The organism is Maricaulis sp. B-26 (assembly GCF_056857855.1).
In genome coordinates, this window is record NZ_JBSXNX010000026.1 from 228,536 (window position 1) to 245,595 (window position 17,060).

Consider the following 17,060-nt stretch of genomic DNA (forward strand, 5'->3'; position numbering starts at 1 on the left):
CCCTACTGATCCATGATCGCGGAGACGAACTCGTTCAGCCAGGCGTGACGCGTGCGCTTGAGGCGTTCGGCGTGGAGAATCAGGTTCAGCTTTTCCAGGGCACGGGCGAAATCGTCATTGACGATGACGTAGTCGTACTCGTCCCAGTGCGAAATCTCGTCCTTGGCGCGCGCCATGCGGTCCTTGATGATTTCCGGGCTGTCCTGGCCGCGCTTACGCAGGCGGTCTTCCAGGAGCTCCAGCGAGGGCGGCAGGATGAAGATGCGCACCGTGTCCTCGGGCGCCTGCTCGGCCATCGCGCGGGCACCCTGCCAATCGATGTCGAAGACCACGTCGCGGCCCTCTTCGATCGCGTCCATGACCGGCTTTTTCGGTGTACCGTAATAGCGCCCGAACACTTCCGCCCATTCGAAGAAGGCGCCGGCCTCGATCTGGCTTTTGAAGTCTTCGACCGTGGTGAAATTATAGTCCTGGCCGTCGACCTCCCCCGGGCGCGGATTGCGTGTGGTCGTCGAGACCGACAGGACAACGTCCGGATTCTGGCTCAGAAGGCGCTTGGACAGCGTCGTCTTGCCGGCACCCGAAGGGCTCGACAGGGCCAGCAGGACGCCACGCCGGCGGCCGCGGAAAAGAGGGGGGATGCCGTCACTCGACATTCTGTACCTGCTCCCGGAGCTGATCGACCGCATTCTTCAGCGCAAGGCCGATCTGGGTCAGTGAAGAATCGGAAGACTTGGAGCATAGAGTGTTCGCTTCGCGATTAAACTCCTGAGACAGGAAGTCGAGCTTCCGGCCGACCGGCGATCCGCCGGCGAGCAGATCGCGGGCGGAATCGATGTGCGCGCGCAGCCGGTCGATCTCCTCGCGAACATCCATCTTCACCGCCAGCGCAGCCGCTTCCATGGCCAGTCGGTCCTCGGGCAGACCTTCCGGCAGCAAATCCTCGAACTTGGCCGCGATCCGGTCGCGAATGGCATCGATCCGGGCGGCTGCACAGGACGCTGCTTCACCGGTCAATTGCTCGATCGTAGCGACATGTCCCTGAAGAACGCCGAAAAGTGCGGCGCCCTCCTCGCGGCGTGCGTCCTGCAGCCCGTCAAAAGCGTCTGCGAGGCTCGCCAGCAAGGCGGCATCCAGCGCCTTGGCGTCGTCCTCGCCCAGCGGTTCGGAATTCTCCGCCAGACCACCCAGCGCCAGCAGGCCGTCAAACGTCGGGCGCGAGGCACGGCCCGTTTCCAGATAGGGCTGCGCCGCCTTGAGCAGCGCCTCGATCCGCGCTGTGTCGATAGCGACGCCGGTATCCGCCGTATCCCGACGCAAATTCAGCGATATCTGGATATGGCCGCGATTAAAGCGGGCCTTGGCCAGGTCGCGCGCCTTGGGCTCGAGACGGTCGAAGCCGTGGGGCAGGCGGAAACGGGCTTCCAGCCCCTTGCCGTTGACGCTGCGGCATTCCCAGACGAAGCGCCATTCGCCGGACTGCCCCTCAGCCCGCGCAAAGCCCGTCATTCCGGATAGCTGGGCCATATCAATTCCCCGCCGCGCGGCGGCGTTCCCGTTCGATCCGGCGCCAGCGCGCAACATTGCGTTGGTGCTCGGCATAGGTCCTGGCGAAGGCATGTCCGCCGCTTCCGTCGGCCACGAAGAAAAGCGCGTCGATATCGGCCGGGTTCAGCACGGCAGCGAGAGATTCGCGCCCCGGATTGGCGATCGGCGTGGGTGGCAAGGCCGGAATTTGGTAGGTATTCCAGGCATTGTCCGGATTGTCGATTTCAGAACGGCGCAGACCGCGGCCCAGCGGCTCGCCCTGACTGATCCCGTAGATAATGGTCGGGTCGCTCTCCAGACGCATGCCGCGGCGCAGGCGGTTGACGAAGACCGCCGCCACTTCCGGACGCTCCGAAGCGACCGCCGTTTCCTTCTCCACGACGGAGGCGAGAATGATCGCCTCCTCTCGGGTATCGAAGGGCAGGTCAGGTGCCCGGTTCGGCCAGAGCTCATCCAGCAAGGCATCCTGGGCAGCGGCCATGCGGTCGATCAGCTCCTGACGGGGCGTGTTGCGGTCGACGAGATAGGTTTCCGGAAGAAGGCTGCCTTCAGGCGGGATGTCGCTGATCTCGCCGGAGAGCACGTCGGCCTCGTTCAGGGTCGCGACGATCATCGCGCTGGTGAGCCCTTCCGCGAAAGTCACGGGATGCTGCACGACCTGGCCGGAACGCAGCATGTCGTAGATTTCCGCCATGGATGCACCGGCCGGGATGCGGTACTCGCCGGCCCGGAGAGCACGGTCGCCTTCGTCCAGCGTCACGGCAATGCGGAAAATGCGGCGGTCGGAGATGACGCCTTCGCGCTCCAGCTGACTGGCGATCGCGATCAGGCCCGCGCCACGCGGAAGCATGACGACCTGTTCCTCGACTGCGGGGCCGGGCTCTGCGAATTCGGCCTGCAGCCAGCGATAGCCGCCATAGAGCGCTGCAGCTCCAAGAATGGCCAGGACGATCAGAAGACCGATGACCCAGCTGAAAAAGCGGACAAGACCGCTTCCGGCCTTGGGCGCACTTGCCTCACTCATACGGAAAATCCCCGAATACGATCAGTCTGCCGCGACGAATACCACGGAGGCATTGGTGCCACCGAATCCAAAAGAATTCGACAATGCGGCCTTCACGGGCCGTTTGACCGCTTCGTGCGGAGCCAGGTCGATTTTCGTCTCGACGGACGGATTGTCGAGATTGCGCGTCGGCGGGCAGATGCCGTCGCGGATGGCGAGAATCGAAAAGATCGATTCGACCGCCCCGGCCGCACCGAGAAGGTGCCCGATGGCGGACTTGGTCGAGGACATGACCAGCCCGTCCGTCGCATCCCCAAAGAGACGCTCAACAGCGCGCAGCTCGATCTCGTCGCCCAGCGGTGTCGAGGTCCCGTGCGCATTGACGTAATCGATATCGGACGGTTCCAGGCCGGCATCCTTGAGCGCCGCCGACATGGAACGGAATCCGCCATCGCCATCTTCGGCCGGCGCCGTGATGTGATAGGCGTCGCCGGACAAGCCATAGCCCTTCACCTCGGCATAGATGGTCGCCCCACGCGCCTTGGCGTGTTCGTATTCTTCCAGGACCAGGACGCCCGCGCCCTCGCCCATGACGAAACCGTCGCGATCCTTGTCATAGGGGCGCGAGGCGGCTTCCGGCGTGTCGTTGAAACCGGTAGAGAGCGCCTTGCAGGCGACGAAGCCGGCAATGCCGAGACGGCAGACCGTGGCTTCGGCACCACCAGCCACCATCACGTCCGCATCGCCGCGTGACACCAGACGCGCCGCATCGCCGATGGCATGCGCTCCGGTCGAACAGGCCGTCACCACCGCATGGTTCGGACCTTTCAGGCCATGACGGATCGAAACCTGTCCGGAAACGAGGTTGATCAGCATGCCCGGAATGACGAAGGGAGAGAGGCGCCGCGGCCCCTTCTCGTGCAGATCGACGGAAGCCTGGTAGGTCGTTTCCAACCCGCCAATCCCCGATCCGATCATGACGCCGGCCCGGTGACGGTCTTCCTCCGTCTCGGGCGTCCAGCCGCTGTCGGCGATCGCCTCGTCAGCGGCTGCCAGCCCGTAGAGGATGAAGTCATCCACCCGGCGCCGGTCGCGGGCGCTCATGACGCTGTCCGGATCGAAAACGCCCGGATCGCCCTCGCGTCCGCCGCCGCGGCCGTCGATACGCGGTACCTGACCGGCGATCCGACAAGCCAGATCATCGATCTCGAAATGCTCGATCGGTCCCAGCCCGGACTGTCCGGACAGGAGACGTTCCCAAACGACCTCCCGTCCGCAGCCCAGCGGCGTGACGAGACCGATACCGGTGACGACGACGCGACGCATGAAGGGGTCTGTTAGCCCACCTTCTCGGAGATAAACTTCACGGCATCACCGACCGTCTGGATGTGCTCGGCGGCATCGTCCGGAATTTCGATGTCGAATTCTTCTTCGAACGCCATCACCAGCTCGACATTGTCCAGGGAGTCAGCGCCCAGATCGTCGATGAAGCTCGCATTCTCAGCGACCTTTTCAGCGTCGACATCGAGATGCTCAATAACAATTTTCTTAACGCGCTCGAGAACGTCAGACATTTCAGACCCTCATAATGATTCACCGCAGGACTATAGCGGTGCAGGTAAAGACGGGAAGCCCCGAAATACAAGGCTTTTCCCAAGATGCGCGGGCACCTAGCACAGTTCTACAACCATGACCAGATTGTGGCGCGGTCCCCGCAGGTTCAGGTTTCAGGCTCAGATCATCGCCATGCCGCCATTGACGTGCAGCGTCTGGCCGGTGACGTAATTGGCCTCGGCGCTGGCGAGATAGACGACCGCGGACGCGATGTCATCGCCGGAACCGAGATCGCCGGCCGGGATCTTGTTCAGGATCGCCGCGCGCTGATCGTCGTTGAGAACGTCGGTCATCGGCGAGGCGATAAAGCCCGGAGCGACACAGTTCACCGTGACGCCGCGAGCCGCGACTTCCTGGGCGAGCGACTTGGAAAAGCCGATCATGCCCGCCTTGGAAGCGCAGTAATTGGTCTGGCCCGGATTGCCCGTGACGCCGACCACCGAAGTGATGCCGATGATCCGGCCCCACCGCGATTTCATCATGCCGCGCAGGGCGGCGCGGGAAAGCCGGAAATAGCTCTCCAGATTGACCTTCATGACCGTGTCCCAGTCCTCGTCCTTCATGCGCATGAGGAGCTGGTCCTTGGTGATGCCTGCATTGGCCACCAGGATGTCCATGGAACCCATGGCCTCGGCGGCCTGTTTAGGCAGTGCATCGACGGCCTCGGCATCGGACAGGTTGCACGGCAGGACATGCGTACGCTCGCCGAGATCGTCGGCCAGTTCCTGCAGCACGTTCTCGCGTGTGCCGGATAGCGCCACGGTCGCGCCCTGCGCGTGCAGCTTGCGGGCGATCGCATTGCCCAGACCGCCGGTCGCGCCGGTCACGAGGGCATTCTTGCCCGTGAGATCAAACATCCGAATTCCTCCAGTCAGGACGGGTTGAACAGTAGAAACAGCATCGGGACCAGGATGAAAGCCGCCAGTGCGGCGAGATATCCCCATCCGATCAGCGTCGGCACCCGCGCGGCGAAGCGCGCTGCGACGAAAACAAGAACAGAAACGAGGGTCCAGCCAATCGCGATCAGGACCATCAGGGCGGCGGCATCGAGCAGAAAGGCGAGCCAGACAATTTCGCCCTCTCGCTGCTTGCGTGCGGCGCGAAGCCGGCCGAGGACGGCGTCCTTCGTATAGGCCTTGCCTTCGTCGCTGCCGTTCACCGGCCTACGCCTTCAGGCTCGCTGCAAACGCTTCCAGATCGGCCGCCGCATTGAGCGGCACGCCCTTCGCCTCCTTGGTCGTACGCTTGAGCATGGTGGACAGCACCTTGCCCGCACCGGCCTCGGCGAGCGTATCGATACCGCTCTCCTCGACCATCCACATCACGCTCTCGCGCCAGCGCACACGCCCCGTAACCTGCTCGACGAGCTGGCGGCGGATGGTCTCGACATCATCGGTCGGGCGCGCAGTGACATTGGCGACGACCGGAACGGCCGGGGCATTGATCGTGGCGCTCGCGAGCGCTTCGGCCATGGCATCGGCAGCCGGCTGCATCATCGGGCAATGGAAGGGCGCGGAAACCGGCAGTTTCATCGCCTTCTTCAGCCCGAGTTCACCCGCCTTGGCGATAGCCGCGTCGATCGCGGCCGTCGAGCCGGAGATCACGATCTGGCCCGGCGCATTGTCATTGGCGATCGCGCAGACGCCCGCCTCTGCGCCCGCAGCAACCGCTGCAGCAGCCAGTTCTTCATCAGCCCCCAGGAGCGCGGCCATCGTGCCTTCGCCCACGGGCACGGCCTTCTGCATGGCCTGACCGCGCAGTTTCAGAAGACGCGCCGCATCGCTGATGGTCAGCGCGCCCGCAGCGGCCAGGGCCGAATATTCGCCAAGACTATGACCGGCGACGAATTTGGCGGCGTTGACGTTTACGTCAAACTCGCTCTCGAGCACCGCCATGACGGCGAGGCTGGCGGCCATCAATGCTGGCTGCGCATTCTCAGTCAGCGTGAGCTCTTCGATGGGACCGTTCGCCATAAGGCCGGACAGATCCTGTCCGAGCGCGGCATCCACCTCGTCGAGCACTTCTTTGGCCGACGCAAATTGTGCGGCCAGTTCCTGGCCCATACCGACGGCCTGGCTGCCCTGACCGGGAAAGACAAAGGCGAGTTTCATTGAAATTCTCTCCCCCAAGATTTGACGTGCCCGCTCGATACAGTGTGTAAGCGCCAGCGCGCAAGGGCGCTTGCGGCTTGCACATGCGATCCGTTTCCGCTATGGCCCGCGCTTCGCTTGGTTGCGGTCCCTGTCCTGGACCTCGGAACATGGTGTTCCGGCACGGATACGGGAGCCGCCGCAGACCTGCCCGACCCTTCGGCATGGTGTGCGCCGCAACCGCTGATGAAGGGAGCCGAAATGGCACTTTACGAGCATATCTTCATCGCGCGTCCGGATATCTCCCCGGCGCAGATGGAATCTCTCATCGAAGAGACCAAAGCCCTTGTCGAAGAAAAGGGCGGCAAGATCGCGAAGACCGAATACTGGGGTCTGCGCAATCTCGCTTACCGCATCAACAAGTCCCGCAAGGGCCATTACGGCCTGATCGACATCGACGCCCCTGCGGACGTCGTCGCCGAGCTGGACCGTCTGCAGCGTCTGTCCGAAGACGTCATCCGTCACATGACGGTGCGCGTCGACGAGCACAGCGAAGAGCCGAGCGCCATCCTCACCAAAAAGGATGACCGCCGCGGCCGCCGCGACCGGAACTAGGAAAGGACTTACGATGTCTTCTGGAAACATTTCCAACCTGCCGGCGCGCCGCCCGTTCATGCGCCGTCGCAAAGTCTGCCCGTTCTCCGGCGAAAACGCGCCGAAGATCGACTACAAGGACCCCAAGCTGCTGCTCCGCTACATGTCCGAGCGTGGCAAAATCGTGCCGTCCCGCATCACCGCGGTGTCGGCCAAGAAGCAACGTGAACTGGCCCGCGCCATCAAGCGCGCCCGTCAGCTCGCCCTGCTTCCCTATGTGGTCGACTAAGGAGGACCTGTCATGAAACTTGTTCTCCTGGAACGCGTTGAAAACCTCGGCGCCATGGGTGACGTGGTCTCCGTGCGCCCCGGCTTCGCCCGCAACTTCCTCCTGCCGCAAGGCAAGGCGCTGCGCGCGACCGAGGCCAACATGGCCCGCTTCGAAGCCGAGCGTGAAGCGCTCGAGAAGCTGAATGCCGAGCGCGCTGCGGAAGCGGCCAAGTCCGGTGAAGTGATCGACGGCGAAAGCTTCGTCATGATCCGCCAGGCCGGCGAAAGCGGTCAGCTCTACGGTTCGGTCACATCGCGCGACATCGCCGACATCGTGTCCGGATCCGGCACCAAGGTCGTGCGCTCTCAGGTCGTCCTGAACGCGCCGATCAAGACGCTGGGTCTGCACGAGATCCGCATCAAGCTGCACGCCGACGTCTCGGTCACGGTGACGATCAATATCGCCCGCTCCGAGGACGAAGCCGAACGCCAGGCCGCCGGTGAAGACGTGATCGCGTCGCAGGCCGACGAAGATCGCGCCATCGCCGAAGCGCAAGCGGCCGAGCTGTTCGAAGCCAGCGAGGAAGGCCAGGAACTGGCTGCCCAGCAGGCTGCGGACGCGGAAACTGCCGGCGACGCCGAAGCGGAAACCGAAACGGAAAAGACCGAGCAGTAAGCGCTCCGGCCTTTCTTCGGAAACGGATCAGGGCGGGCCTTTCGGTCCGCCCTTTTTCTATGCCGCAAAACGCTCCGCGGTATCCCGTGTGGATAAAATTTGCGACATAACGCCTTGAAAACGCAGCTCCCGAGCAACGCCTATCGGGCCTCAAGCGCATGCTTTCAAAGCATTAAATCCGCTTATCAACACTATCCACACGCTGTTTTTTGACCGTTTATACGTCTCGCCTTGCGCGGGTGCGGCCGTTAGAAAACCGTCTTCCGCCATGACGGCGGAACGGAGGGGAACCGTATCATGTCGACCGCGTTGCAGCCGTTCATCGAAGACGAAAACCAGGTCTCCGAGATCGACACCGCGCCGCACAACCTGGATGCCGAACAGGCATTCCTCGGGGCGCTGCTCTACGATAATGAGGTCTATCACCGCGTCGCGGACTGGCTGAAGCCGGCCCATTTCTACGACCCGGTGCACGGCCGCATCTTCGAGACCGCGATCGATCTGATCGGGCGCGGTTCGCTGGCCGACGCCGTGGTGCTGAAAACGCATTTCGACAAAGATGACGGCCTCAAGGATATCGGCGGCACGACCTATCTCGCCGTCCTCATCGAGGGTGCCGCGACCGGCAATGCCGCAGTCGAATACGCCAAGATCATCTATGAGCTGGCCCTGCGCCGCGAACTCATGCGGATCGGCAGCGATCTCGCCACCGCCGCAACGAGCGACACGGAGACCGCTGCCCGGTCCCTGATCCAGACCATCGAGCAGCAGCTCTACAATCTCGCCGAGGAAGGCTCGGCCTCGCGCGGCTTCGTGAGTTTCCAGCAAGCCCTCACCGAGTCGGTCGAATCGGCTTCGGCCGCCTATGAGCGCGATGGCGGGCTGGCCGGTATCTCATCCGGCCTGAAGGAGCTCGACCGCAAGCTCGGCGGCCTGCACCCGTCGGACCTCATTATTCTCGCCGGCCGCCCGTCCATGGGTAAGACCTCGTTGGCGACCAATATCGCCTTCAACGTCGCCAAGGCCTACCAGGCCGAGATGCAACCGGACGGAACCAAGAAAACCGTGCGCGGCGGCGTGGTCGGCTTCTACTCGCTGGAAATGTCGGCCGAACAGCTCGCCACACGCCTGATCGCGGACCACACCTCCATCCCCGGCTACATGATCCGTCAGGGCACGATCGACGCGACCCAGTACGAGGAAATCCGCGACGGCGTGCTCGAGATCCAGGGCCTGCCGCTCTATATCGACGACACCGGTGGCCTGCCCATCGCACAGCTGGCGGCCCGGGCGCGGCGCCTCAAGCGCACCCACGGCCTCGACCTGATCGTCGTCGACTATCTCCAGCTCGTCACCAGCTCCAATGTCCGCTCCGGCGGCAGCCGCGTGGAAGAAGTCTCCGAGGTCACTCAGGCCCTCAAGGCCATCGCCAAGGAACTCTCCGTCCCGGTGATCGCCCTTTCCCAGCTTTCGCGCCAGGTGGAGAACCGGGACGACAAGAAACCCCAGCTTTCGGACCTGCGCGAATCGGGCTCGATCGAGCAGGATGCCGACGTGGTGCTCTTCGTGTATCGTGAGGCTTACTACAAGGAACGCGAGAAGCCGCGCGAGGACACGCCCGAATATCTGGCCTGGGAAGAGGAATTCCGGCGCATCGAGAAGGTTGCCGAGGTCATTATCGGTAAACAGCGTCACGGTCCGATCGGATCGGCCAAGCTCGCCTTCGACGGCATGCTGACCAAGTTCACCGATCTCGAGACCCGGTATGACGACGATTACGAGTCCTGATCCCGCCTCGCCGGACCTGACGGCTGAACCGGCTCCACGCCTGATCATCGATCTGGCCGCGATCCAGGACAATTACAGGACCCTGCAAAAGCTGGCTCCAGACGCCGAGGTCGGCGCCGTGGTGAAGGCGAATGCCTACGGGCTAGGGGCGATGGAAATCATCCCGGCTCTCGCCGATGCCGGGTGCAGAAAATTCTACGTCGCCCACACCTCGGAAGGGCGCGAAGCCCGCGAGGCCCTGGCCGGTCGGCCGGCGGACATTTTCGTCTTCAACGGTTTCTGGCCGTCCGAACTGCCGGCCCTGCGTGAGGCGGGTCTGTTCCCTGTCATCAACGAGCTGGCCCAGCTGGAACAGGTGCGGACGCTCGCGCCGGACCTTCCCTGCGCGATCCATATCGACACCGGCATGAACCGGCTCGGCCTCAGCCCGGAAGAGACAGACACCCTCATCGCAGATCCGTCGAGGCTCGATGCCATCGATATCCGTCAGGTGATGAGCCATCTCGCCTGCGCGGACATGCCCGACCATCCGCTAAATGCGCAACAGCGCGACCGCTTCGCCCGTGTGCGCGGCGCCCTGCCCGGCATTCCGGCCAGCTTCGCCAATTCGGCGGGCGTGCTGCTGGGGCGCGATTTTCATTACGACGTGCTGCGACCGGGCCTGGCCCTGTTCGGCGGCGTCCCGACGCCCGGACAGCACTGCCCCTTCGTTCCCGCCGTCGAGATCGATGCGCCCATCCTGCAGATCCGCCATCTCGAACCCGGCGACCCGGTAGGGTACGGCGCGAGCTATCATGCGCCCAGCCCGCGCACCGTGGCGACAGTCGCGGCTGGGTATGCGGACGGCCTACTGCGCGCCTTCGGCAATGGCGGTTTCGGCCGCTTCGGCGAAACCCGTGTCCCGGTCCTCGGCAAGGTGTCGATGGACCTCATCTGCGTGGATATCAGCGCGATCTCCACGGATGTCCGCCCGGGCGACCATGTGCGTTTCCTCGGCAGCGATATCGAGGACATCGCCAACAGCGCCGCGACGATCTCCTACGAATTCCTGGTCCGTCTCGGCCTTCGTTTCCACCGCATATACAAACCGGCCCGCACCACAAAATAGGTCGTCCTCCAGGCAAACCGCTGCTGGATATGCGGCGGCGGGGCGACGACAGGACTTGTTCTGTCATCCCGCCCGGTTTGAATAGCCTCCAGAAGAGGAGACGATTCGCGATGGCGCGTTCCGACACCGTCTATGTCTGCCAGTCCTGCGGCGGCGTTCAGTCCAAATGGGCCGGCAAGTGCGATGCCTGCGGCGCGTGGAATTCGCTCGTCGAGGAAGCCCCCTCAGCACCGCTCGGCACCCAGGCCAGCGCGCCCAAGCGGCGCGGCCGTGCCGCACGCCTGGAACTCGTCGATCTGGGCTCGGACACGCCGGAACCGCCGCGCCTGAAATCGGGCATCGTCGAGCTCGATCGGGTCTGCGGCGGCGGCCTGGTACCCGGTTCGGCAATCCTCGTCGGCGGCGATCCCGGGATCGGCAAGTCCACCCTCCTGCTCCAGCTCATGGCCCGTCTGGCCCTGCAGGAAACGCACGCCATCTATATCTCCGGCGAGGAAGCGATCGACCAGGTGCGCCGCCGCGCCAGGCGCCTCGGTCTTGCTGACGCCCCGGTCGCGCTGGCGGCCGAGACCGCGCTTAACGATATTCTCGACGGACTGAAGGCGGAAAAGCCGGACGTCGTCGTCATCGACTCCATCCAGACCTTGTGGAGCGACCAGCTCGCCGCCGCTCCAGGGACGGTCGCCCAGGTCCGCGCCTGCGCCCAGGAACTGGTGCGCTTCGCCAAGAAGCGCAATTGCACGGTCATCCTCGTCGGCCATGTCACCAAGGACGGTCAGATCGCCGGTCCGCGCGTGGTCGAGCACATGGTCGACGCGGTGCTCTATTTCGAAGGCGAGCGTTCGCACCAGTTCCGCATCCTGCGCGCCGTGAAGAACCGCTTCGGTCCGACTGACGAGATCGGCGTGTTCGAAATGGGCGATGGCGGGTTAGGCGAAGTCGCCAACCCCTCCTCCCTCTTTCTGGACGGGCGCGGAGAGGAGAATTCCGGCGCTGCCGTCTTCGCCGGCATGGAAGGCACGCGCCCCGTGCTCAGCGAAATCCAGGCCCTGGTCGCGCCCGCTGCCTTCGGTACGCCGCGCAGGGCGGTGGTCGGCTGGGATAGCGGCCGCCTCGCCATGGTGCTGGCCGTCCTCGAGGCGCGATGCGGCGTCGATCTGTCGGGCCGCGATATCTTCCTCAATGTCGCCGGCGGTCTGAAGATCAACGAACCGGCTGCCGACCTCGCCGTGGCCGCGGCCATCGTCTCCTCGGCGATGGATGTGCCGCTGCCGACCAAGGGCGTGGTTTTCGGCGAAATCAGCTTGTCCGGCGATGTCCGTCCGGTCGGCCGGACCGATGCCCGTCTCAAGGAAGCCGCCAAGCTGGGCTTCACCGAAGCCCTTGCGCCGCGTGCGGCGGATGAGGAAACCGCGCCCGTTCGCGTACGCAGCGTGGCCACGGCGCTCGAATTGGTGCAAACTTTGAAGATGATGGCGGGCGAGTAGGGAGTCGCGTCCATGGAAAGCAGCTTGACGGCCTTTGACGGGATCGGCCTTGCCATCCTCCTGGCGTCCGGCCTTCTGGCCCTGGTTCGCGGTTTCGTACGGGAAGCCCTGTCCGTCACCGCCTTCGTCGCCGCCTCTCTGGCGACCCTGTGGGCCCTGCCCGCCTTTATCGGGCCGGCCCGCGAGATGATCGATCCGGACTGGGTCGCCCCGCTCGCCGTCGGCGCCTTCGTCTTCATCATCATCTATCTGGCCGTGACCTTCGTGACGAGTTCCCTGTCCAAGGGCCTGGCCAAGGGCGAGGATGTGAATGTGGTCGACCGAACACTGGGCTTCGCCTTCGGCGTGGCCCGTGGTCTTGTCCTGCTCGGCCTCGGCGTGATTCTCTTCGCCGCCACGCTCGGCGAGGACGGGCGACCACCCAGCTGGATCACCCAGGCCAAGATCTATCCGGTCGTGAACGCCACCGCGCGGGCGCTGCAGACGCTGGCGCCGGAGACATCGCATATCGCGGAAACCCGCCCCCTGCCTCGCAGCAGCAGCGATCCGATTGCAGAAACAATAAGAAATGATGACACGTCCTATGGCAGACGCGATCGAAACCGACTAGATGACCTCATCGGTTCGGCCACGGATGACCAGGAAGACGATGGATGAGCGATAAGCACGCCATTCCCGCCACACTGACTTACGATCCCGAAGCGGATCGCCCCCAGGAAGAATGCGGCGTGTTCGCCGTGTACGGCGCGGACGACGCCGCCATCCTGACCGCTCTGGGGCTCCACGCCCTGCAGCATCGCGGACAGGAGGCCTGCGGTATCGCGACCCATGACGGGTCGCGTTTCCACATCGAGCGTTATCTAGGACTTGTCGGCGAGAACTTCACCTCGCCCGACCTGCCCGACCGCCTGCCCGGCCGGGTGGCGATCGGGCATGCCCGATACTCCACGCAAGGCGCCTCGGTCCTGCGCAATGTACAACCGCTCTACAGCGATGTGCGCAGCGGCGGTATCGCCCTCGCCCATAACGGCAATCTGACCAATGCCCGCGTCCTGCGCGAAGAGCTGGTCAATCGCGGCTCCATCTTCCAGTCGACCAGCGACAGCGAGGTGGTGCTCCACCTTGCCGCCCTGTCCAAGAAGACCAAGCTGACCAATCGTGTCCTGCAGGCGCTCAAACAGGTCCAGGGCGCCTTCGCCTTTGTGGCCATGGCCAATGACCGCCTCGTCGCTGCGCGCGACCCGTTCGGCATCCGGCCGCTGGTCATGGGCCAGCTCGGCGACGCCATTATCTTCGCCTCGGAAACCTGCGCCCTCGACATGGTCGGCGCGCAATTCATCCGCGAAGTCGAGCCGGGCGAAGCCGTGGTCGTCAACGAGGACGGTATCCGCTCCGAGCGCTTCGCGCCGGAGCAGAAGGCCCGCGCCTGCGCCTTCGAATATATCTATTTCGCCCGCCCGGACTCGGTCATCGGCGGACGCAGCGTCTACGAAGCCCGCAAGGAAATGGGCCGCCAGCTGGCGCTCGAGACCCCGGCCGATGTGGATGTCGTCATTCCGGTACCCGACAGCGGCGTGCCGGCAGCGATCGGCTATTCGGAAGCCTCGGGCATCCCGTTCGAGCTCGGCATTATCCGCTCGCACTTCGTCGGCCGCACCTTTATCCAGCCGACCCAGGACCGCCGCGACCTCTCGGTCCGCCGCAAGCACGCGGCCAATGCGGCCGTGGTGAAGGGCAAGCGCGTTCTGCTGATCGACGATTCCATCGTACGCGGCACGACCTCGCTGAAAATCGTGCGCATGATGCGCGAGGCCGGTGCAACGGAAGTCCATTTCCGCTCCGCCTGCCCGCCGATCAAATATCCCGACTTCTACGGCATCGACATGGCCGGTCGTAAAGAACTCATCTCCGCCAATATGGAGATCGATGAAATGTCCAAGAAGCTCGAGGCGGACAGCCTCGGCTTTCTGAGCGTAGACGGCCTCTACCAGGCCGTGGTGGCCGAGCCGCGCAATGACGACGCCCCGCAACTCGCCGATCATTATTTCACCGGCGAATACCCGACCCTGCTGATGGATCACGAACGCGCTCTCTCGGCCAAGGAATTCCAGCTCTCCCTTCTGGTGGACGCATGACCTCTCTCGATCTGAACGGCCGTCTCGCTCTCGTGAGCGGGGCCTCTCGCGGTATCGGCTACGCCATGGCGCTCGAACTGGCGAAAGCCGGTGCGCATGTCATCGCAACAGCGCGGACCACGGGCGGGCTGGAAGAGCTGGACGACGAAATTCGCACAGCGGGCGGCAGCGCCACGCTCGTGCCGATGGACCTCAAGTCCGAGGACGGCATCGAGCAGCTCGGCAAGATCATCACGGAACGGTGGGGCAAGCTCGACATCCTGTTGGCGGCCGCCGGCGCCCTGGGCGTTCTGACGCCGGCCGCACAGGTCAAGGCAAAGACCTGGAACGAGGTCGTCGCCATCAATCTGATGGCTCCGGCCCGCATGATCCGCGCCTTCGAAGCGCCTCTGCTGGCCTCCGACGCCGGTCGCGCGGTCTTCATCTCTTCGGGCGCCGCAGCCTCGCGCCGCGCCTTCTGGGGGCCCTATGCGGCCTCCAAGGCCGGGCTGGACGCTCTCGTGGAAAGCTGGGCCAACGAACACGTCAACAATCCGAAAATCCGGATCAATACGATCTATCCGGGAGCCATGCGCACCCAGATGCGCGCCAAGGCCTTCCCGGGCGAAGACCCGATGAGCCTGCCGGAACCCGCCGCGCTCTGGCCGACCATCGCCGAGCTCGTCGGTCCGGACTGCACGCGTCACGGCGAAATCGTGAAATTCGAGGCGAAGCAGACCGCCTGACGCGCGGGTCCTGCCCCGCTCACGCGCCCTCAACTTCCTGTCAACGGACCGTTCCGGCACTGGGCTCGCATAGCGCCCGGTGATAGGCGGTGGGCGTCTGAGACAACGCGCCCGGATCTTTCCCGTGACCACACCCGACATCATCTTCACACGTCTGACGGAAATCTCGCCCGTCACGATCGCTGCACACATGTCCGATCCGCGCCTGAAGGCGCACATGCCGCTTCTGGACGGCATCTGGGACGAGACGCGCTGCGAGGCCTTCATCGCGGCCAAGGAGGCCTGCTGGACGCGCGACGGGCTGGGACACTGGGCCATCCTGGCGGACAGTGAATATGCCGGCTGGGGCGGCTTCCAGAAGGAGGGTGAGGACTGGGATTACGGCCTCGTCCTGCGCACGGACCAATTCGGCCTCGGCGCGCCGGTCACCCGGAAGGCGCTGGCCTTCGCACGCGCGGACGCGCGCATCCCGGCCATCACTTTCCTGCTGCCGCCTTCACGCCGCCATGTCGGAGCGCTCGCCCGCCTCGGCGCACAGGAAACCGGCACGATCGAACATCACGGCGAGTTATTCAGGAAATTCCGTCTGGAAACGGTCTGAGACCGCGGCGCGCAAGGGTTATTTCTTGGCCGTTCCAGGCCCGCTGCCACCGCGCGAGCCGTCGACATAGGGGTTCTTGCCCGCCTTGACGATGAGACGGATCGGCACGCCCGGCAGGTCGAACGCCTCGCGCAGACCATTGACCAGATATCGCTTGTAGCTCTCCGGCAGATCGCCGGCACGCGAACACATCATGACGAAAGTCGGCGGACGGCCCTTGGTCTGGGTGATGTAGCGCGGCTTGATGCGGCGGCCATTGACGGCGGGCGGCGGGTGCCGCTCGGTCATCTCATGCAGCCAGTCATTGAGGTCGCGCGTCTTCACCTTGGCGTCCCAGTCGGTATGCAGGCGCGACAGGGTCGGCATGATGGCGTCGAGGCCCTTCTTCTTCACCGCCGAGATGGGCAGGATCGGAGCGCCGGTCATCTGCGGCAGAAGGCGTTCGAACTCGAGCTGAATTTCCTTTAGATAGGCCTCGCGATTGGGCACAAGGTCCATCTTGGATATGGCGATGGCGACGGCGCGGCCTTCCTTGTAGGCCATGTCCGCCAGATGCAGGTCCTGTTTTTCGAGCGGGTGTTCCGCATCCATCAGAAGCAGCACGACTTCGGCGAACTTCACGGCGCGCAGCGTATCGGCCGCGCTCATGCGTTCGAGCCGGTCGGCGACCTTGCCGCGCTTTCTCAGACCGGCCGTATCGTGCAGGCGCACCCGGCGCCCGTCCCACATCCAGTCGATGGAGATGGCATCGCGTGTGATCCCGGCCTCCGGCCCGGTGATCAGGCGCTCTTCGCCGATCAGCGTGTTGATCAGGGTCGACTTGCCTGCATTCGGACGGCCGATGACCGCGATACGCAGCGGCGGTTCGCCCTCGTCCCGTCCGGCGCGGCGCGCCTCCTTGACCTTCTCGCGGCCCAGCGTCTCGACCAGGGCGTCGTAAAGATCGCCGATCCCGCCGCCATGCGCCGCGGACAGGCCGATGGGCTCGCCCATGCCGAGCTCGTAGGCATCCATGAGACCGCCCTCGCCCGCCTTGCCCTCGCACTTGTTGGCAAGGACGATGACCGGCTTGCCGGACTTTCGGACGACGTCCGCGAAAATCTCGTCGAGCGGGGTGACGCCGGCGCGGGCATCGATCAGCAGCAGGCAGATATCGGCGTCGCCGATAGCCATTTCCGTCTGCAGACGCATCTCGGCGTCCAGGCCCTGTTTCTCGCCATCGTCATATCCCGCGGTGTCGATGAGCAGCATGGGCAGATCGCCCAGGCGACCACGCGCCTCGCGCCGGTCCCGGGTGACACCCGGCCGGTCGTCGACAATAGCCAGCGGTTTACCCGCCAGACGATTGAACAGGGTCGATTTTCCCACATTCGGCCGTCCGATGACGGCGATGCGGGGCAGGTTTGCAGTCATGCGTTTGC

At 64.4% G+C, this 17,060-nt stretch carries 19 protein-coding genes; 10 read left to right on the forward strand and 9 right to left on the reverse strand.

Annotated features, from left to right (window positions below):
* Window positions 1–2: 2 nt before the first annotated feature.
* The 8 genes from gmk to fabD all read right to left on the reverse strand — a co-directional run bounded on the left by gmk (window position 3) and on the right by fabD (window position 6,276).
* Window positions 3–656 carry a guanylate kinase gene (gene gmk / locus AC13HB_RS13385; protein WP_482950269.1) on the reverse strand — a complete coding sequence of 218 codons (654 nt, stop codon included), beginning with the start codon at window positions 654–656 and terminating at the stop codon, window positions 3–5.
* A complete protein-coding gene (locus tag AC13HB_RS13390; RefSeq protein WP_482950270.1) occupies window positions 646–1,527 on the reverse strand; it encodes a YicC/YloC family endoribonuclease in 882 nt (293 codons plus the stop codon). The genes gmk and AC13HB_RS13390 overlap by 11 nt, the downstream gene beginning before the upstream one ends.
* A 1-nt stretch (window position 1,528) precedes the next feature.
* Window positions 1,529–2,572 (reverse strand): endolytic transglycosylase MltG, encoded by a 1,044-nt coding sequence (gene mltG / locus AC13HB_RS13395; RefSeq protein WP_482950271.1) that lies wholly within the window; start codon window positions 2,570–2,572, stop codon window positions 1,529–1,531.
* Between the two features lie 21 nt (window positions 2,573–2,593).
* Complete coding sequence (gene fabF, locus AC13HB_RS13400; RefSeq protein WP_482950272.1) at window positions 2,594–3,877, reverse strand: beta-ketoacyl-ACP synthase II; 1,284 nt, start codon at window positions 3,875–3,877, stop codon at window positions 2,594–2,596.
* Between the two features lie 11 nt (window positions 3,878–3,888).
* Window positions 3,889–4,125, reverse strand: coding sequence for an acyl carrier protein (locus tag AC13HB_RS13405; RefSeq protein ID WP_482950273.1), 237 nt, complete (start codon window positions 4,123–4,125; stop codon window positions 3,889–3,891).
* Window positions 4,126–4,284: 159 nt separating this feature from the next.
* On the reverse strand, window positions 4,285–5,022 hold the full coding sequence (fabG, locus tag AC13HB_RS13410) for a 3-oxoacyl-[acyl-carrier-protein] reductase (RefSeq protein ID WP_482950274.1): 738 nt from the start codon (window positions 5,020–5,022) through the stop codon (window positions 4,285–4,287).
* Between the two features lie 14 nt (window positions 5,023–5,036).
* The gene (locus AC13HB_RS13415; protein WP_482950275.1) at window positions 5,037–5,324 is read right to left on the reverse strand and encodes a hypothetical protein; all 288 of its coding nucleotides are present in this window, start codon (window positions 5,322–5,324) and stop codon (window positions 5,037–5,039) included.
* Between the two features lie 4 nt (window positions 5,325–5,328).
* The gene (gene fabD / locus AC13HB_RS13420) at window positions 5,329–6,276 is read right to left on the reverse strand and encodes an ACP S-malonyltransferase (protein WP_482950276.1); all 948 of its coding nucleotides are present in this window, start codon (window positions 6,274–6,276) and stop codon (window positions 5,329–5,331) included.
* Window positions 6,277–6,516: 240 nt separating this feature from the next.
* Here fabD and rpsF point away from each other — a divergent pair, with 240 nt between their 5' ends.
* From rpsF to AC13HB_RS13470, 10 genes are all read left to right on the forward strand, one after another.
* Complete coding sequence (gene rpsF / locus AC13HB_RS13425) at window positions 6,517–6,870, forward strand: 30S ribosomal protein S6 (protein WP_482950277.1); 354 nt, start codon at window positions 6,517–6,519, stop codon at window positions 6,868–6,870.
* Window positions 6,871–6,883: 13 nt separating this feature from the next.
* Complete coding sequence (rpsR, locus tag AC13HB_RS13430) at window positions 6,884–7,138, forward strand: 30S ribosomal protein S18 (protein ID WP_138510340.1); 255 nt, start codon at window positions 6,884–6,886, stop codon at window positions 7,136–7,138.
* A 12-nt stretch (window positions 7,139–7,150) separates the two neighbouring features.
* On the forward strand, window positions 7,151–7,795 hold the full coding sequence (gene rplI, locus AC13HB_RS13435) for a 50S ribosomal protein L9 (protein ID WP_482950278.1): 645 nt from the start codon (window positions 7,151–7,153) through the stop codon (window positions 7,793–7,795).
* 297 nt (window positions 7,796–8,092) lie between these two features.
* Entirely contained in the window at window positions 8,093–9,583 is a 1,491-nt protein-coding gene (locus tag AC13HB_RS13440; RefSeq protein WP_482950279.1) for a replicative DNA helicase, read from the forward strand.
* A complete protein-coding gene (gene alr, locus AC13HB_RS13445; RefSeq protein ID WP_482950280.1) occupies window positions 9,561–10,691 on the forward strand; it encodes an alanine racemase in 1,131 nt (376 codons plus the stop codon). Before AC13HB_RS13440 ends, alr begins: the two co-directional genes overlap by 23 nt.
* Before the next feature lie 110 nt (window positions 10,692–10,801).
* Entirely contained in the window at window positions 10,802–12,178 is a 1,377-nt protein-coding gene (radA, locus tag AC13HB_RS13450; RefSeq protein ID WP_482950281.1) for a DNA repair protein RadA, read from the forward strand.
* Window positions 12,179–12,190: 12 nt separating this feature from the next.
* Window positions 12,191–12,835, forward strand: a complete 645-nt coding sequence (locus AC13HB_RS13455) for a CvpA family protein (RefSeq protein ID WP_482950282.1) — start codon at window positions 12,191–12,193, stop codon at window positions 12,833–12,835.
* On the forward strand, window positions 12,832–14,313 hold the full coding sequence (gene purF / locus AC13HB_RS13460) for an amidophosphoribosyltransferase (protein ID WP_482950283.1): 1,482 nt from the start codon (window positions 12,832–12,834) through the stop codon (window positions 14,311–14,313). Before AC13HB_RS13455 ends, purF begins: the two co-directional genes overlap by 4 nt.
* The gene (locus tag AC13HB_RS13465; RefSeq protein ID WP_482950284.1) at window positions 14,310–15,038 is read left to right on the forward strand and encodes an SDR family NAD(P)-dependent oxidoreductase; all 729 of its coding nucleotides are present in this window, start codon (window positions 14,310–14,312) and stop codon (window positions 15,036–15,038) included. Before purF ends, AC13HB_RS13465 begins: the two co-directional genes overlap by 4 nt.
* Window positions 15,039–15,162: 124 nt before the next feature.
* Window positions 15,163–15,639 (forward strand): GNAT family N-acetyltransferase, encoded by a 477-nt coding sequence (locus tag AC13HB_RS13470; protein ID WP_482950285.1) that lies wholly within the window; start codon window positions 15,163–15,165, stop codon window positions 15,637–15,639.
* Between the two features lie 18 nt (window positions 15,640–15,657).
* On the opposite strand, the gene der is transcribed toward AC13HB_RS13470, so the two are convergent.
* Complete coding sequence (gene der, locus AC13HB_RS13475; RefSeq protein ID WP_482950286.1) at window positions 15,658–17,052, reverse strand: ribosome biogenesis GTPase Der; 1,395 nt, start codon at window positions 17,050–17,052, stop codon at window positions 15,658–15,660.
* Between the last annotated feature and the right edge of the window lie 8 nt (window positions 17,053–17,060).

What these genes read in the sequence shown, in the direction of transcription:
- AC13HB_RS13440 (WP_482950279.1), top strand. Translation starts at nt 8,093, where the DNA reads ATGTCGACCGCGTTGCAGCCGTTCATCGAAGACGAAAACCAGGTCTCC.
- der (WP_482950286.1), bottom strand. Translation starts at nt 17,052, where the DNA reads ATGACTGCAAACCTGCCCCGCATCGCCGTCATCGGACGGCCGAATGTG.
- fabD (WP_482950276.1), bottom strand. Translation starts at nt 6,276, where the DNA reads ATGAAACTCGCCTTTGTCTTTCCCGGTCAGGGCAGCCAGGCCGTCGGT.
- AC13HB_RS13390 (WP_482950270.1), bottom strand. Translation starts at nt 1,527, where the DNA reads ATGGCCCAGCTATCCGGAATGACGGGCTTTGCGCGGGCTGAGGGGCAG.
- rpsF (WP_482950277.1), top strand. Translation starts at nt 6,517, where the DNA reads ATGGCACTTTACGAGCATATCTTCATCGCGCGTCCGGATATCTCCCCG.
- purF (WP_482950283.1), top strand. Translation starts at nt 12,832, where the DNA reads ATGAGCGATAAGCACGCCATTCCCGCCACACTGACTTACGATCCCGAA.
- mltG (WP_482950271.1), bottom strand. Translation starts at nt 2,572, where the DNA reads ATGAGTGAGGCAAGTGCGCCCAAGGCCGGAAGCGGTCTTGTCCGCTTT.
- radA (WP_482950281.1), top strand. Translation starts at nt 10,802, where the DNA reads ATGGCGCGTTCCGACACCGTCTATGTCTGCCAGTCCTGCGGCGGCGTT.
- rplI (WP_482950278.1), top strand. Translation starts at nt 7,151, where the DNA reads ATGAAACTTGTTCTCCTGGAACGCGTTGAAAACCTCGGCGCCATGGGT.
- fabF (WP_482950272.1), bottom strand. Translation starts at nt 3,877, where the DNA reads ATGCGTCGCGTCGTCGTCACCGGTATCGGTCTCGTCACGCCGCTGGGC.
- AC13HB_RS13405 (WP_482950273.1), bottom strand. Translation starts at nt 4,125, where the DNA reads ATGTCTGACGTTCTCGAGCGCGTTAAGAAAATTGTTATTGAGCATCTC.
- alr (WP_482950280.1), top strand. Translation starts at nt 9,561, where the DNA reads ATGACGACGATTACGAGTCCTGATCCCGCCTCGCCGGACCTGACGGCT.
- gmk (WP_482950269.1), bottom strand. Translation starts at nt 656, where the DNA reads ATGTCGAGTGACGGCATCCCCCCTCTTTTCCGCGGCCGCCGGCGTGGC.
- AC13HB_RS13455 (WP_482950282.1), top strand. Translation starts at nt 12,191, where the DNA reads ATGGAAAGCAGCTTGACGGCCTTTGACGGGATCGGCCTTGCCATCCTC.
- fabG (WP_482950274.1), bottom strand. Translation starts at nt 5,022, where the DNA reads ATGTTTGATCTCACGGGCAAGAATGCCCTCGTGACCGGCGCGACCGGC.
- rpsR (WP_138510340.1), top strand. Translation starts at nt 6,884, where the DNA reads ATGTCTTCTGGAAACATTTCCAACCTGCCGGCGCGCCGCCCGTTCATG.
- AC13HB_RS13465 (WP_482950284.1), top strand. Translation starts at nt 14,310, where the DNA reads ATGACCTCTCTCGATCTGAACGGCCGTCTCGCTCTCGTGAGCGGGGCC.